Source organism: Granulicella rosea, assembly GCF_900188085.1.
Lineage (GTDB): Bacteria > Acidobacteriota > Terriglobia > Terriglobales > Acidobacteriaceae > Edaphobacter > Edaphobacter rosea.
This window is the reverse complement of the sequence record NZ_FZOU01000001.1, coordinates 552,163-567,302: the sequence shown is the minus strand read 5'-3', so window position 1 is coordinate 567,302 and position 15,140 is coordinate 552,163. Positions and strand designations below refer to the sequence as shown.

13 protein-coding genes and 1 other RNA gene are annotated in these 15,140 nt (G+C 66.2%); 9 read left to right on the top strand and 5 right to left on the bottom strand.

Annotated elements, in window-relative coordinates:
- Window positions 1-72 precede the first annotated feature (72 nt).
- The 3 genes from CHB87_RS02610 to rnpB all read right to left on the bottom strand — a co-directional run bounded on the left by CHB87_RS02610 (window position 73) and on the right by rnpB (window position 3,719).
- Complete coding sequence (locus tag CHB87_RS02610; protein ID WP_089406810.1) at window positions 73-2,211, bottom strand: type IA DNA topoisomerase; 2,139 nt, start codon at window positions 2,209-2,211, stop codon at window positions 73-75.
- 74 nt (window positions 2,212-2,285) lie between these two features.
- Complete coding sequence (locus CHB87_RS02605) at window positions 2,286-3,155, bottom strand: TlpA disulfide reductase family protein (RefSeq protein WP_089406809.1); 870 nt, start codon at window positions 3,153-3,155, stop codon at window positions 2,286-2,288.
- Window positions 3,156-3,261: 106 nt separating this feature from the next.
- Window positions 3,262-3,719, bottom strand: an RNA gene (gene rnpB / locus CHB87_RS02600) — RNase P RNA component class A.
- Window positions 3,720-3,920: 201 nt separating this feature from the next.
- On the opposite strand from rnpB, the gene CHB87_RS02595 reads away from it, so the two are divergent.
- The 4 genes from CHB87_RS02595 to CHB87_RS02580 all read left to right on the top strand — a co-directional run bounded on the left by CHB87_RS02595 (window position 3,921) and on the right by CHB87_RS02580 (window position 8,830).
- Window positions 3,921-5,144 (top strand): ABC transporter permease, encoded by a 1,224-nt coding sequence (locus tag CHB87_RS02595; protein ID WP_089406808.1) that lies wholly within the window; start codon window positions 3,921-3,923, stop codon window positions 5,142-5,144.
- Between the two features lie 85 nt (window positions 5,145-5,229).
- Entirely contained in the window at window positions 5,230-6,489 is a 1,260-nt protein-coding gene (locus CHB87_RS02590; RefSeq protein ID WP_089406807.1) for an ABC transporter permease, read from the top strand.
- A 160-nt stretch (window positions 6,490-6,649) separates the two neighbouring features.
- Window positions 6,650-7,822, top strand: coding sequence for a bacteriohopanetetrol glucosamine biosynthesis glycosyltransferase HpnI (hpnI, locus tag CHB87_RS02585; RefSeq protein WP_089406806.1), 1,173 nt, complete (start codon window positions 6,650-6,652; stop codon window positions 7,820-7,822).
- A 291-nt stretch (window positions 7,823-8,113) separates the two neighbouring features.
- On the top strand, window positions 8,114-8,830 hold the full coding sequence (locus tag CHB87_RS02580) for a hypothetical protein (protein ID WP_089406805.1): 717 nt from the start codon (window positions 8,114-8,116) through the stop codon (window positions 8,828-8,830).
- 73 nt (window positions 8,831-8,903) lie between these two features.
- Here the strand turns inward: CHB87_RS02580 and CHB87_RS02575 are convergent, their stop codons facing one another.
- Window positions 8,904-9,503, bottom strand: coding sequence for a copper chaperone (locus tag CHB87_RS02575; protein ID WP_176441544.1), 600 nt, complete (start codon window positions 9,501-9,503; stop codon window positions 8,904-8,906).
- Here CHB87_RS02575 and CHB87_RS22125 point away from each other — a divergent pair.
- The gene (locus CHB87_RS22125; protein ID WP_176441543.1) at window positions 9,493-9,663 is read left to right on the top strand and encodes a hypothetical protein; all 171 of its coding nucleotides are present in this window, start codon (window positions 9,493-9,495) and stop codon (window positions 9,661-9,663) included. The genes CHB87_RS02575 and CHB87_RS22125 overlap by 11 nt on opposite strands.
- On the opposite strand, the gene CHB87_RS02570 is transcribed toward CHB87_RS22125, so the two are convergent.
- Window positions 9,638-11,257, bottom strand: a complete 1,620-nt coding sequence (locus CHB87_RS02570) for a tyrosinase family protein (RefSeq protein ID WP_089406803.1) — start codon at window positions 11,255-11,257, stop codon at window positions 9,638-9,640. The genes CHB87_RS22125 and CHB87_RS02570 overlap by 26 nt on opposite strands.
- A 223-nt stretch (window positions 11,258-11,480) precedes the next feature.
- Here CHB87_RS02570 and CHB87_RS02565 point away from each other — a divergent pair, with 223 nt between their 5' ends.
- Genes CHB87_RS02565 through CHB87_RS02550 form a run of 4 tightly spaced genes read left to right on the top strand, consistent with a single transcriptional unit; the run spans window position 11,481 to window position 14,998 of the window.
- Complete coding sequence (locus CHB87_RS02565; RefSeq protein ID WP_089406802.1) at window positions 11,481-12,053, top strand: hypothetical protein; 573 nt, start codon at window positions 11,481-11,483, stop codon at window positions 12,051-12,053.
- Window positions 12,053-12,763: a hypothetical protein gene (locus tag CHB87_RS02560; protein WP_089406801.1), complete on the top strand. Its 711-nt coding sequence runs from the start codon at window positions 12,053-12,055 to the stop codon at window positions 12,761-12,763. The genes CHB87_RS02565 and CHB87_RS02560 overlap by 1 nt, the downstream gene beginning before the upstream one ends.
- A 49-nt stretch (window positions 12,764-12,812) precedes the next feature.
- A complete protein-coding gene (locus CHB87_RS02555) occupies window positions 12,813-14,468 on the top strand; it encodes a hypothetical protein (protein ID WP_142988174.1) in 1,656 nt (551 codons plus the stop codon).
- Window positions 14,465-14,998, top strand: coding sequence for a hypothetical protein (locus CHB87_RS02550; RefSeq protein ID WP_089406799.1), 534 nt, complete (start codon window positions 14,465-14,467; stop codon window positions 14,996-14,998). Before CHB87_RS02555 ends, CHB87_RS02550 begins: the two co-directional genes overlap by 4 nt.
- Window positions 14,999-15,140 lie beyond the last annotated feature (142 nt).

Sequence of the window (15,140 nt, the reverse complement as noted above, 5' to 3'; positions counted from 1 at the left end):
AACCTTGTACGTCCCACCCTTCGCAAAGGCGCGAAGGATGGGGCACCCAGGCATTACTGTCGAATCCGACCTTCACCGTTCGAACTCAAACTCCACCTTCCACTCATTCGCCTGATTCAGAAAAAGCAGCGCATCGAAGGGTTTGCCCGCCTTCGACGTAAATCCCTTGATCACCTTCGTCCGGTATTTCTTCGCGGGGGATACAAGATCGCGCACCTGCGCATCCGTGATAGCCTTCTTCGCGACAACGGTGTTGACCGTAAACCCGCAGCCCTCGCGAAAGCGCGAGCAGCCATAGAAGGTCTGGCCGGGGCGCTTCGCAAGCAGGCCGCCCTTGCACTTCGGGCAGAGCAGCTCGCCCTCCTTCGCGGTGATCGGCGTGGCGGCCGCGGCCTGCATCTTCTTCGAGGCGAAGACCGCCGGAATATCCTTCTTCAGCTCGTCCGCCACCTGCGACAAGATCACCGAGGCGTCCAGCTTCCCGGCCTCCACCAGCGCCAGTTGCTCCTCCATCGCGCCCGTCAGCTCGGCGCTGGCGAGCTTCGGCAGCACCTGGTCGATCAGCGCGATGCCCTTGCCCGTAGGGTCGAAGGCTTTTCCATTGCGTTCGACATAAGACAGATCGATCAGCTTCTGGATGATCGCCGACCGCGTCGCCTCGGTGCCCAGCCCGCGGCCCTTCATCGCCTCGCGCAGAGCCTCGTCGTCGATCTGTTTTCCCGCCGTTTCCATTGCGGATAGCAGGGTGGCGTCGTTGAACTTCGCGGGCGGCTTGCGCTCCTTGGTCACCAGTTCGGAGTCCTGCACCGGAAGCTGCTGGCCGACCTTCAGCAGCGGCAGCTCCTGCCGGTCCTCCAACTCCTCATTCTTGTTTTCGGGGTCGAAGTTGCCCGTCACGGCCGTCCAGCCCGGAGCGACCAGCCGCGAGCCCTTTGCGCGGAACGGGTGCTGCTTCGGCACGCCGGCGGCCAGGTCGATGCGCGTCTCTTCGGTCTCCTTGTCCGGCAGAAAGATGCAGAGAAACCGCTCCGCCACGATCTGGTAGACCTTGCGCTCGTCGGCCGAGAGCGTTCCCGGCGCGGCCTTCGCGGTCGGAATGATCGCATGGTGGTCCGAAAGTTTGGACCCGTCGACGAAGCGCTTGCTCAGCTTCGGCCCGGATTTGGCGCGGGCCAGCGCGGCATCTACGTGGACCTGTTTGTCCGGTCCAAGCCGCAGCGCGCGCAGCACGGCGGGCAGCCCGCCGACCATATCCTCCGACAGATGCCGCGACGAGCTTCTGGGGTAGGTGATCGCCTTGTGGTTCTCGTAGAGCGACTGCGCCAGCTCGAGCGTGCGGTCGGCGGTGAGGCCGAAGCGCCGGTTGGCCTCCTTCTGCAGCTCGCCCAGGTTGTGCAGTTGCGGCGGAGGCGTGCGGCGCGGCTTGCGCTCCATCGCGGTCACGGTCGCGATGGTCATCGCCGGGATCGAAGCGAGGATCGCCTCGGCCTCCGGCTTCTTATCGAAGTCGTACTTCTGCGCGGCGTTCAGGGCGCGCGCGACGAACTCGCCCATGTCGGCGTGGACCTCGTAGAAGAAGGTCTTCACGAAGCCGGTAATCTCGTGGTGCCGGCGCACGATCATGGCGAGCGTCGGCGTCTGCACCCGGCCTACGGAACAGTTCAGGCTGTTGTGCAGGGTCGTCGCCCGGCTGTGATTCATGCCGATCAGCCAGTCGATCTGCGCCCTCGCCTGCGCCGCCGCGCCCAGGGCGTCGTAGTCCGACGCAGGCCGCAGCTTCGCAAACGCCGCCTCGATCGCGTCTTCCGTCAGCGACGACGCCCAGAAGCGCAGCACCGGCTTCTTCGATCCGGTGAGGTCGTAGATGCGGCGAAAGATCGCCTCGCCCTCGCGGCCCGCATCGGTCGCGTTGACGATCTGGGTGACGCGCTTGTCGTTGAAAAGCCGCTGGATGACGGCGAACTGGTCGGCGGTGCGGTCCTCCGCCAGATAGGTCCACTCGCCGGGAATCATGGGCAGCGCCTCGCGCCGCCAGGGCTTGCCCCACGCCGGATTCATGTCCCCCGGCTCCGCCAGCCGGACGAGATGCCCGATGGCCCAGGTGACAAGGTCGTCCTTGCCGCGAAAGAATCCCTGCTCCTTCGTGGTGCAGCCGAGGGCTTTGGCGATGTCTCGGGCAACCGACGGCTTTTCTGCAAGGATGACGCGCATGGCAGCTTCGAGTCTACCCGACCGTCAACGTTCAGGGCGCGGCTTCAGCCGTGCCCTGAACGTTGACGGGCTGGCTACGGGTGCAGGCCGGCCTTGGCGAGCATCTGGAAGAACTGCCGCTGCGTCCGCATGTCCAGCGACTGCGCGACCAGTTTGCCCTCGCGGTCGAAGACGAAGTTCTTCGGAATTCCGTCGACGTGGAACTGCGTCGCCACCTTGCGGCCCGGGTCCAGCAGCACCGGCGGACGATAGCCCATCTGGCCCACGTAGCTGTTCACCTTGAACGCGTCCTCGTCCGAGATGGAGAGGACGACCAGCCCCTGCGACTTGAAGTGGTCGTAGATGGCGTCCAGATCGGGCATCTCCTTGCGGCAGGGCGGGCACCATGTCGCCCAGAAGTTGACCAGCACGATCTTGCCGCGCAGTTCGGAGAGCGTCACCGGCTTGCCCTTCAGATCCTTCAGGGTAAAGTCGGCCTTGCGCACGTCCTCGTCATAGGAGTCGAGCAGCTTGTTGGCCTCATCCATCTGCGGTCCGGTAAAGTCGGTCGTCATGCCTTCGTAACGCACGAGGCGCGCCAAATTCAGGTAAGGCAGCGGCGGCTTGCCGCTCTTGGTTGGCGGCAGCGGATACTCCGCCAGCGCCTGTCCCAGGGTGGTGGTGACGGCCTGCAGCGCGTCGCGGCCCGGGTCGCCCTCCGTGGAAAGCCCGGCGAGCGAAAAGGCAGCCTTTACCTTGTCCAGACCCGCTGGCAGGGTGCGGATCTCGAGCGCGATCGCGGTGATTCCCGAACCACGCTTGGCGTCGGGCATGGCGCGCACGGTCGAAATCTCCTTGGCGATGCTGTCGGCGGAAGGCGGCTTCGGACCGGCGGGGCGAGCGGCTGGAACGATCAGGGCAAAGCCCAGAAGGGCGGCGGAGAGCGTGGCATGGCGGAACGTCATCGGAGGCCTCGGAAGGTGTTGTTGCGAATGGCCGAATTCTATCGCAAAACGATGACAGAAAAGCAGATGGCCCCGGTCATCCTTTGGGGACAACCGGGGTCGTGGTGTTTGCAGACGGCCCGTAAGCCGAATTTTGTTTTAGACGATCATTCCTCTAGGCCAGCCATTACTGACTGGCTCCAGCAACCTACCCGCAGGTTTCGACTGCCCGCTCCGGCTTTCGCTTAGAAGCGGACTATCCTCGTCTGGGCGCATCGGGCCGATACGCACTGGCTGCATGAGGACGTGCAGCCACACTCCCTGCCTATTTGGTCTTGCTCCGTGTGGGGTTTACCATGCGGCGTTGCTTACGCAGCGCCCGGTGCGCTCTTACCGCACCTTTTCACCCTTACCTCTTCTCCCTTGCGGTCGAAGAGGCGGTTCGCTCTCTGTTGCACTGGCCGTCCAGATGCCTTGAAGCATCCGTCCCGGACGTTATCCGGCACACTGCCCTGCGGAGTTCGGACTTTCCTCCCCCGTGAAAGTCCTTGCGGACAACACGGCAGCGATCGTCCGGCCGCCTGCACTTCCAGTGTAGCCCATGGACAGAAAGACTTGACACCGATTCCGCCGATCGGACCGATTCCACTCCGACAGGACGGCAGGCATCCTCATCCCGTTTTCGATCGGTTCCATCGGCGTCCTCGGTGTTAAGCCTCCGTTTGAGGAGGCGCCCGGACTCAGCCACTGATACTCTCGTAGCATCCCCACAGGTACCCGCGCCCCATGGAGTTCAAGGAAGCCGTTCAACTCGCGCTGCAGTCGCTCTGGCAGAACAAGCTGCGATCCGTGCTCACGCTGCTGGGCGTGGTCATCGGCGTCGCGTCGGTCATTGCGGTGGTCACGCTGGTCAACGGCGCGAACACCTTCGTCACGACGAAGTTTTCGAGCTACGGATCGGATACCTTTACGGTCAGCAAGATGCCGTCGCTCATCACCAACTCGGACGACTACGTCCGCTACCAGAAGCGCAAGAACATCCTCTTCGCCGACTACCTCTATATCAAGGGCAACTGCAAGCTCTGCACCGGCATGGGCGCGCAGCAGGCGACCACCGGCAAGCTCGTCCGCGGCACCCAGGCCATTACCGACGCGCAGATTCGCGGCTACACCTGGGAGATGCCCTCGCTCCAGAACCTCGACATCGCCCTCGGCCGCGGCCTCACCGAGACCGACGAGGACCACGCCTCGCACGTCGCGCTGATCGGCACCGACGTGCAGGAGAACCTCTTCGCCGGCGCCGACCCGCTGGGGCAGGAGCTGCGCGTCGACGGCTCGCCCTACACCGTCGTCGGCGTGGTGGAGAAGCAGGGAAGCACCTTCGGGCAGTCGCAGGACAACTTCGTCGGCGTGCCGCTGACCGCGTACCAGAAGAGCTACGGCACGCAGAAGACGCTGACCATCTACATCAAGGCCGGAAGCGCGGGGCCGAGGTTGGAGAACGCCGCCGACGAGGTCCGCGTGCTCATGCGCGCGCAGCGCCACGATGGTCCCGGCGTGCCGAACAGCTTCGAGCTCGACACGAACAACACGCTGGTCGGCATCGCGAGCAAGCTGACGGCGTCCTTCGGCCTGGTCGCCGGGGCCATCGCGCTCATCTCGCTGATCGTCGGCGGCATCGTGATCATGAACATCATGCTGGTCTCGGTGACGGAGCGGACGCGCGAGATCGGCATCCGCAAGGCGCTGGGCGCGAAGCGGAACGATATTCTGCTGCAGTTCCTGATCGAGTCGGCGACGATGGCGCTGGTGGGCGGATTCCTCGGCGTCTTCGGCGGCATCGTCGTGGCGGAGATCATCACCGTGATCGCCGGTTTTCCGTCGACCGTGGCCGTGTGGAGCGTCTTCGCCGGGCTGGTCATGGCGACCGCGACGGGCATCTTCTTCGGGGTCTACCCGGCCCGCAAAGCGGCCGCTCTGGACCCGATTGTAGCGTTGAGGGCAGACTGATGATTTGTTTGGAGAGTTTTGTTAAGGGCACGGCTAAAGCCGTGCCCTCAACAAACGAAGAGCGAGACAAACGAGAGGAGGCAGCATGACACGCGACGACTTTAAAGAGACCGTCTCCATGGCGCTTGAGACCCTGCGCACGAACAAGCTGCGCTCCGGCCTCACCATCCTCGGCATCGTCATCGGCGTCATGACGGTGATCGTCATCTCGTCCGTCGTCAACGGCCTGAACAACAGCGTGGGCGACTTCGTGCAGTCGCTCGGCTCGAACGTGCTCTTCATCTTCCGCTTCCCGGTCTTCACCGGGCGGCCGACGACCGAGATGCTCACCCGCAAGCAGCTCACCTACGAGGATGCCGTCGCCATGCGCGACCTGCCGCACGTCGTCGCGGTCTCGCCGGTGCTGCAGTTCACGAACCACAACGCTCCCGGCGGCGGCATCGGCGAGACCTCCATCAAGACCGGCGGCGGCCGCACGATGCAGAACACGACGCTCGAAGGCGACACCCCCGCCCAGAAGGACGTGAACAACTTCGACCTGGAGGACGGCCGCTTCTTCAACGAAGGCGACATCGAACGCGGCGCGCACGTCACCGTCCTCGGCTACGACACCGCCGACGAGCTCTTCGGCGTCGCCAACGCCGTCGGCAAGGAGGTGCAGGTCGGCGGCATGGTCTTCCTCGTCGCCGGCGTGCTCGAAAAGCAGAAGCAGCCCTTTGGCGGCGGCAAGAATCCCGACGACAACACGGCGTACTTTCCCATCAGCACCTTCCACCAGCTCCACCCCGAGCAGCTCGACTACTGGATCACCCTGAAGTACGACGACCCGCGCAACCAGCCGCTGGTGCAGGACGAGGTCACGGAGCTGCTGCGCCGCCGCCGCAAGGTCGCCAACGAGAAGCCGGACAACTTCGCCATCTTCGGCACCGACACGCTCACCCGGCTGTGGACCACGCTGACCTTCGGGCTCTTCGCGCTGCTCTTTGCCCTTTCGTCGGTCGCGCTGATGGTGGGCGGCGTCGGCGTCATGAACATCATGCTGGTCTCCGTCACCGAACGAACGCGCGAGATCGGCATCCGCAAGGCGATCGGCGCGAACAAGAAGACGATCCTCACGCAGTTCACGCTGGAGGCCGTCACGCTGTGCGCGGTCGGCGGCGTCACCGGCGTCGTGCTCGGCAGCCTCATCGCGCTGGGCGTGGGCATCGTGCTGCCGTCGGCGCTCTCGGCGATGTGGGTGGGCGTGGCCTTCGGCAGCGCATGCGCCATCGGCCTGCTCTTCGGCATCTACCCGGCGTGGAAGGCGGCGAGCCTCGATCCGATCGAGGCGCTGCGGCACGAATAGTTTTGCAAGTGCGGGGCTTAGTCCCGCCACAACACGAGCAACCGACGGGTCTGTCATCCTGAGCGCAGCGAAGGTATTGGCGGCTGCGCTGGCTCCCGATCTGGAAGTAATCTCCCAGATTCGACATCCTTTCCCCCGCCCGGTTCGTTAGACTAGCAAGATGGCGACAGCAATCGAGCTGCTCACAACATTGCTGACGCTCTGCGGTCTGGCATATATGGTGCTCGCCCTGTGGGGGACGCGTGACTTCGTCCACTCCGTGCGCCGCCGCCGCATGGCCGATTCCGGCCAGTACACGCCCGACATCACCCTGCTCAAGCCGGTCAAAGGCGTCGACGACCGCATGTACGCGGGCCTCGTCAGCCATTGTTTGCAACAATATACGGGCCGGTTCGAGATTGTCTTCGGCGTCCACTCGCTCGCCGACCCCGCCGTGCCGGAGATCGCGCGCCTGCAGGCCGAGCACCCCGAGGTCGCCATCCGCCTCGTCGAGTGCCCCCAGCGCCTCGGAACCAGCGGCAAGGTCTCGAACCTCGTCCAGATGCTGCCGCACGTTCGCTACGAGCACATCATCATCAACGACAGCGATATCTACGTCGGGCCGACCTACCTGCAGGGCGTCGCCCGCTACTTCGCGGACCCGAAGGTCGGCATGGTCACCGCGCCGTACCTCGGCCGCACCGGCGCCGGCGGCCGCGAGCTCACCGTCTGGGCGAAGCTGGAGGCGCTGGGCATCTCGACCGACTTCCTCGCCGGCGTGCTGACCGCGCGCAAGATCGAGGGCGGCATCCGCTTCGGCCTGGGTTCGACGCTGGCCTGCACCCGGACCGCGCTCGCGGCGGCGGGCGGCCTCGAACCCCTGACCGAGTATCTGGCCGACGACTACGAGATGGGCAAGCGCATCGCCGCCGCCGGTTACACGGTCGAGCTCTGCGGCGAGTGCGTCGAGACGACTGTGCCCGGCTACGGTCTCAAAGGCTACTGGGACCACCAGATGCGCTGGGCGCGCTCCACCCGCGACAGCCGCCGCGCGGGCTACATCGGCCTGGGCGTGACGTACTGCATCCCCTGGGCGCTGATGACGCTGGTCGCGAGCGGTTTCGCGCTGTGGAGCATCTCGCTGTTTACGCTGGTGCTGCTCGCGCGGGTGACGGTCGCGCTGACCGTCGGCGTCGGCACGCTGCGCGACGAACAGGTGCTCCGCGACCTGTGGCTGCTGCCGGTGCGCGACTGCTTCGGCCTGCTCTTCTGGGTATGGAGCTTCGCGGGCGATACGGTCGTCTGGCGCGGCGAGACCTTCCGGTTGAAGAACGGACGCATCGAACGGGTCTGACGCGGTTTTGGGTCAACCCAAAATGCTCGTCATCTCGACCGGAGCGCAGCGCAGTGGAGAGACCCCCGTATTGCGTCTTTGCCGTTTGTTCGTTCTTGTCTGCTTCCCGGCTGCAGCACTGACGTCAAGCGAAAACAAGCAACGGCAAAAGCCAATACGGGGGTCTCTCCACTCCGCACCGCGATGAAGCTGCGGCGCTCCGGTCGAGATGACGAGCTTGTGGTGTTGGATAGTGAAGTGAATAGTGAAAGGCAATCCGGTCTAAACTACCGGCTTAAGGAGCGCTTACCCATGCAGCCGTCCGTGCCGCCCGAAGCCCGCTCCCTCGCTGCACCCAGCTTTCATCTCATCGGCCGTCAGCGGCTCGGCGCGGGCGCGATCCTGCTCGGAACGCTTGCCGCCGCCGGGGTGCTCGCCTCGGTCGTCTACGCGATGGATCACGCCCGGCACGCCGCGCTCGCCGGTGGATCCGGCGCCTCCCGTTCCGCCGGCGCCGCGGGAGACAGCAAGCATGACGACGACGATGACGACCCCAACCAGATCGACACCATCGTCCTTGGCGACCCGGGCGACGCCCCTGTGCCCGCGCGCAAGGACAACCACGTCAGCCCCGTCCACGCCACCATCGTCGTCCGCCTGCCGCGCTACGGCGACCAGACCGGCCTGATCCCGAACTCGCCCGTCGGCCACCTGCTCTATGGCTGGCTCGCGGCCTTCAACCAGACGAATGCCGCCGGACTCGGCGAAGCGCTGCCAACGGTCGCGCCCGGCCCCGCGACAGCCTTCCAGCTCGAACTCCGCAAGCAGACCGGCGGCTTCAACCTGCTCTCGGCCAAAGAGGTGCAGCCCGGCGTCCTCGTCTTCCGGCTTCGCGACCAGACGCCCGAGGGCAACGAAGCGCTCGGAACGCTCCAGATGCGTCCGGGCTCGGAGCCCGCCGCCATCGCCAGCTTCAGCATGCGCTCCGTGCCGTCGCCCCGCCGGGCTGGCACGCCGCCGTCTTCATAGCGTAGCCAAAGGAGTGTTTTGTTAAGGGCATGGCTTCAGCCATGCCCTTAACGCGATGCTTGGGCCGCGCCGCCTACAATCGAATCCGCACCAAACCTCGCGTTTGCACCCTCGCCATCCCCATCCGCACCGCCCTGCCGAGCCCCCGCATCTTCCAGCAGGGCCGCTCGGGCCGCTCCATCCGCTCGCAGAAGATCAGCCCGCCCACGGCGGCCATGGCGAGCAGGCGTCCCCGCGGCAGCAGCATCGGAAGCAGCATCCACGCCCAGCACGAGCCTGCGCACCAGATTCCGTGGAGCGCTCCAAAGCGCAGCGCGGACCGGTCGGCCGCCCCGCCAAAGGCCGCCAGCGCGGGATGCGCGTGGCCGCGATTCAGGCAGCGCTGCTTCGCCGGAGAGGCCTGCCACACCAGCGCCGCCGCGCCGACCGCCCCGCCGGCCCACGGCGTGGCCCATGCCAAAACCAGCGCAAGCCCGGTAAGCACGACTCCCGCGGCCAGCCACACGGCCCCGTACCCGGTGAGAAAGAGCGCGACCGACCGTCCACGCCGCCGCGCGAAGCTCTGCTGCCGGACGTGGCGGAGCGGCGCCGTCAGCGTGGGAAGCATCGTCGCGACGAGCATCGCGGCCCATCCCAGCGCCCACGCGCCGGGCGGATTCATCGTGAGGGACATCCGCAGGGTCTCCGGCAGACTCGCGCTGCCGGACATCCTCGCCGCGCAGCGATCCAGCGCCGGATCGGCGATCAGCCAGACCCACGCGCACGCCGCTGCCAGCAACAACGCCCGCAAGACCCTCTGGCCGGACCTCACACGCCCTCGCGATAGAGGCTGATCCGCCCGACGGAGATCTTCGTGCGCTCCGGGAGCGGCCTTACCGGCGCAAGGCGCACGTTCAGCGTCTCGCCGCCCAACGCGCCCGCCAGATGCAGCCGGTCGAAGATCTTCGTGATGCCCAGGATGAAGTGCAGGCCTTCGCCGCCGTGCGAGCCGTCCTGGCGGCTCGCGGCGTGCAGGCCGAAGAGCGCGACGCTTCCCGCGAAGAGGCCAGCCGCGCCGGGCGCATCGATCTCGCCGGGAGCATCGATGTAGACCCCCAGGATCGCCGTCCCGCCCGACCCGCGAATGCCGTCCAGGTGAAGATAGAGCCGGTCCGGCGCGATCACCTTGCCCGGACTGACCGGCGCCGCCAGGCTTGCCGATACCTTGCGCAGAACCTCCGCGTCGAGCCGCACGCTGGCCGTTCCGCCCGCGGCCGTCAGCATCAGCGGCGCCTCGGTCGCGCCGACCAGCTCGGTCTCCGTGCCGGTGGTGACGGTCAAGGCCTCGAAGCTCGGCGGCGCGATCCCCAGCCGGGTCAGCCGCTCGGTCAGCGCCGCCGCCATGGGAACGGCCAGCGGGCTGGCTGCCGAGGCCGCCACCGGCAGCGGCCGCAGAACGTCGTAGGTGTAGTTCATCTGGCTCAGCCGGCCCATCTCGCGCGGGGTATAGCGCAGGTCGCTGCCATCCGGCATTGGCATGATGAATCTGCGGTCGCCGGCGAGTGTCGGGCCGTTCAGCCAGGCCGGGTCAACCGGGTTCGCGTTCGCGCCGGTGCGGTTCCACACCTCCCATACCCGGTCGATGTTCGCGTGATGCACGTAGAAGATCGGGTCGAGTGCGGAGGTCCTCGGGTCGGACATCAGCCCCATCGTGGAGTGGCCTCCGACATCGAGATGCACATGCCCGTGCGGATTGTTTTCGAGATTGCCGCCGTTGCGTCCGCCGCTCAGAAAGCCCGTCGGAGGTCCGCCGAATCCCGGCGGATCCGTGTTCAGGTCCGAGCCGGTGAAGAGATCGTTCTTCAACGCATCGCCGTTCGCGAGGCCTGCCGGCTGCGAGGTCGCCGTGCCCACGTAGACCCTCCTGGGTTGGCCGGCGACCGGCTCGTCCGGCCCGTAACGCGCCAGCACATAGAGTGGATTCGGGCTGCCATCCGGCATCTGCGTCAGCTCGAACGCGGGTGGAATCGCATACTGCGTGTCCGGCCCCAGGTAGTTCCAGTAGGGAAGCGACCAGTTCGCCGGCCCGTGAAGCGCGTTCACCTCCGCGCGAATCCGCGCCTCCAGCGCAAGCAGGAAGCCGCGATGCCAGGGCAGAAAGAACCAGCTTCCATGCTGGCACTGATTCCAGTAAAGATCGGCGATGGCCGGGGCGGGCACGGGGCCGGTGGGCACATGCGGGGGAGAGGGAAGGTTTCCCCACATGAGCGGGCCGTTGTCCGGATCGTTCAAAAATTCGTTGTGGATGGCGGCGAAGAACCACCAACTGGACTTGTCGTCGAGCGTCCGGGCCTGCATGGCGCGCACGCCCAGGGCGTACCAGAAGAGGTCGGGATTGTTGAAGTCTCCGCCATGGTTCCAGGCGTTCGCTCGGGTAAAGTTCGACAATTCGGTTCTCCAGACGGCAAAAAAGCAGTGCGGCAAGAGGGAGGTCTATGGGATTGAGTCTATGCGCCACAACGTCAGGCCGAGGCGTTTATTTGGTAGCTCCCAAAGAGTTTGCGCCGCGCAAACCGCACGTCACGGTACTGAAGTTATCCCAATGTGCGCCGAAGAACATAACGTGAGCAGGACTGCTGGCGCAAGGCGGCCGCTTCGGAGGGATTTCGCAATGAATGTATCGATGCGCCGGCTCATCCGGCATGGCTTTCCACCCCTGGTTCTCCTACTCGGTTCGGCCGCTGGCGCGCGGGCGCAGGTGAACTCCACCACAGCCACCGTGGCGCTGACCGCAACCTTGTCCGAGGCGGTGACGGTGTCGGTCACCCCCACCGCCATGACCTTCGCCCTGGTCGCCGGCGGCACGGCCAACGGCAGCGTGCCGGTCGCGGTCACCACCACCTGGGTGACGGCCACCAGCCGCGCCAACCTGGTGCTGGACGCCTACTTCACCACGGCCAGCGCCGCGCTCACCACAGCCGGTCCGCCGGTGGTCAACATCCCCAGCTCCGAGGTGCTGGGCCAGATGACGACCGGTACGCCGACCAGCTACACGGCCTTTACACAGACGGCGGCCTTCGGCCCGACGGGCGGTGGACTGACGCTCTACACCGTCGCGCTCACCTCGTCCAACCGCTCGGGCACCCGCACCGACAACCTTACGCTGCAGATCAACCTTACCGGCACCCAGATTCCCGCCGCCACTTACACCGGCACCATGTACCTGCAGGCGCAGGCGCTGTGATGGGGGCGCGTAGGAAGCTGTTCCGCATTCTCTCGGTCGCGGCCATCCTTGGCTTGAAGTTTGTTCCGGCGCCTCTTCACGCCCAGACCGTTCAACCCCTGATCGCCGAGTACAAGGCACATGGCGAAGGCAGGTTCGAGGTGACCAACAACTCGTTGACCCCGATGGTGGTCCTGCTCGAACCGCGCAGCTTCACCATCACGCCCGAGGGCAAGGGCATCTACCGCGAGCTGGACTCCACCATCCACGTGGACCTTTCGACCAGCAGTCTGAAGCTCGCGCCGCACCAGACCGCGTACGTCTTCTACAAGGCCGACTCCGAGATGCTGCCGGCGTGGTTCACGATCTACGCGACCTTCTCCTCGCCCGTCCACACGGCGGGGCTGGATATGCGGATCATGCTGCCGCACACGGTCTATCTCTACCAGGAGTATCCGCTCGCCGAAAAGGACGTCACCGTCTCCGACGTGACCTACCACGCGGCGACCGGCAAGCTGGAGGTCAGCCTCGAAAACGACGGCTACTCGCTCGGTCGGGTGCAGGAGGTCCACGGCATCGGCGGGCACGGCGAGGCCGAGGGCGCGGGCTTTCCGCTGCTGCCGCACGGCAAGCGCGAGCTCGAACTTGCATGGAACGGCAAGGAGCCGCCCAGCGAGCTCTCGTTCCGCTTCGACCACTTCACCCTCAAACGGCCGGTGAGCAGACAGTGACGGTGGGATGAACCAGCAGGCCCAACTTCGGGGAGGATGGCTCGCGGCCATGGCTGTGCTCATCGTGGGCACAGCCGTCGCGCGCGCGCAGGTCTTCGTGGTCGACGCCGGCACGTCGACGCTTTACCAGGCGCAGGGCGGGTCGCTACAGATGCAGGGCGCGAGCTACAACGCGACCCTTGGCGGAGGCGTCGTGGCCGGCCGCTTCGTCGGCGGGGCGACGCTCGAAAAGCAGATCGGCCGCGCCTTCTTTACCGCCGGCAGCCAGATCCGCCAGTGCAATCTGCCGACGGACCTCTTCGACGCCGACCACCGCATCTACGCCATCGGCGCCAGCGTCACCACGAAGGTGCGCGCGACGAAGCTCTACGCGCTCGCCGGGACGACCTCCACCGAATTCGGCAGCCCGTTCTTCGAGGGCTCGCACCCTCGGACGCCGATGGCGATGCTGCTGGTCGAGCGGCCGCTCAGCCCGCACACCACGGTGGAGGCGCAGGTGGTCGCGACCCATGACTCCACCTCGCACCTCTCGATCGCGCAGAGCATGAGCGCCATCGCCAGCCTCATCTGGAAGCCGGAGCGGCGCTGGACCGTCGCGCTGGCCGGCGGCAGCGGCAACGATCGGCCCTACGGCGCCTTCAGCATCGATACGACGCATCGCCTCTGGGATCTCAAGGCCGCCTACATCTACGCCAGCGATCAGTTCCAGCGCGTTGGCGAGAGCAGCTTCCTCACGCCGGAGCCCGTCCGCGAGAACGTTCTGCTTACCATCCGCCCAGCCCACGAGCTCAGCTTCACGGTCGGTCGGCAGAACAGCCTCGTCCCCCAGACGGACGGCAGCCCGTCGATACGCAGCACGGTCGACCAGGCCTCGGCCAGTCTGCAGGTGGAGCAGGCGCGGCTCTCGGCCAGCGTCTTCGAGTCGAACTACGCGGGCCGCAGGTACGAGTCGCTGGTTCTCGCCGCCAGCCGCGAGATCACTCCGCGCATCCATGTCGGCGGCAGCTACCTGGCCAGCCGCGAGCGCGACAGCCTGCCGGACGGGCCTCCCTCCGGGCCATCCAGCACGCTCTACCTCGCCAACGCGGAGGAGAGCCTGACCCCGCGCTGGACCGTGACCGAGATCGCCAATCTCTCGAACGGGCAGGCGACCTATGGCATGGGCGGGTCGTTTCTTTCGAACTTCGCCACCGTCAACCTGGACTACCAGACCTACTACGTGCCCACGCGCGCCACCGGGCCGTTCGAGCAGGCGGTGATCGTCAACGTGCTCATCCACCTGCCCGGCGGACTGGCGCTGCACGGAGGCAGCTTCGTCGGCCCGGATGGCAACCTGCTCTACACCGCGGAGGCGCAGGGTCTGTACGCGCGGGGCCCGCAGCTTCGCCAGCCGGAGCAGTTCCACTCCTCGATGGGGCCGATGCTGCTGCACGGCTGCGTGGTCGACACCGCGGGCAAGCCCGTGATGGGCGCCGCGCTGATGATCAACCAGACGCCCATCTTCACCGACTCGCGCGGCTGCTTTGCCCTGCGCGAGCGCCGCGCGCGGGTGCATCCGCTGTCGGTGATGGTGGACCAGTTTCTCGATGGCGGCCACTACCGCGTGGTCTCCGCGCCGCACCTGATCCGCAGCGCCGCCGGCGATGTGGAGCCGGAGTCGCTGATCGTCGTCGCGCTGCTGCCGCATGGGGAGCGTCCCTCATGAGATGGGTCCTGTGCCTCTTCGTCCTCGCGATCCCGGCCTCCGCGCAGGTCACGCGGGTGCCTACTGGGCTGAAGCCGCGTCTGTCCCTCGGCGTCTTTACCATCACGTGTACGCCGACGACGGCCAGTCTGGCGCTGGTGAGCGGCGGCGTCTCCGCGGCGTCGCCGACCATCGCCATCACCTCCACCTGGGCGGGCATCTCGCTCATCGCGAACATGAACCTGTATGCCTACTTCACCTCGTCGACGCAGGCGCTGTCGAGCACCACGCCGGCCGGGTACTACATCGCCTCCAGCCAGATCAAGGGCCAGATGCCCACCGGCTCGCCGACCAGCTACACGGCCTTCACCCAGACCGGACCCTTCGGCGGCGCCGGCGCCAGCCTGCAGCTCTTCGCCGCAAACAACTTCCTCAGCCTGGGCGGCTCGCGCACGGACAACCTGACGCTGGAGATCGACCTGAGCAGCACGCCGCAGATGCCCGCCAACACCTTCACCGGGGTGATGTATCTGCAGGCCCAGGCCTTCTAGCGGTGAGTCACGATTCGCGCCAAATTTGTCATCCTGAGCGGAGCGAAGGACCTGCGTTTTCGGGTCAGCGACGATCCATCCAAGCGAATACTTTACGCACTTACCAACTCGCTCAAGAAAAGCGAGTTGAGCGATGGCTCCA